Consider the following 396-nt stretch of genomic DNA (forward strand, 5'->3'; position numbering starts at 1 on the left):
AATGGATTCTCACCATTCTTTGCTTCTACTACTGCCAAAATTTTCATTCCTATACGGTCCACAGGAGCTTACGCACCTGCTTCTGTCCATACAGGACGCCTCTCTACTCGATCACGCATATAGCGTGCGCCATGGTATCTGCAGTAGGCTTGAGCCCCGTCCATTTTCTGCGCCCTAAATCTTGACTGGTAAGCTGTTACGCACTTTTTAAAGGATAGCTGCTTCTGAGCTCACCTTCCAGTTGTCTTTGACCTAGGACTTCATTCAGTGTTGACACTTAGCCTACATTGGGGGGCATTAACCATGGGCTGGGTTGTCTCCCTTACGGATTACAAGCTTACCCCGCAATCCGGACTGCCCGACGTCTACGAAGATAGGGAGTTTGGAGTTTTACAC

1 rRNA gene is annotated in these 396 nt (G+C 48.7%); it reads right to left on the reverse strand.

Annotated elements, in window-relative coordinates:
• Nucleotides 1–396: ribosomal RNA gene (locus tag D2V08_RS18180) — 23S ribosomal RNA — on the reverse strand; the annotation flags it as partial.

The organism is Flagellimonas lutimaris (assembly GCF_003581615.1).
In the GTDB taxonomy this organism is placed as follows: domain Bacteria; phylum Bacteroidota; class Bacteroidia; order Flavobacteriales; family Flavobacteriaceae; genus Flagellimonas; species Flagellimonas lutimaris.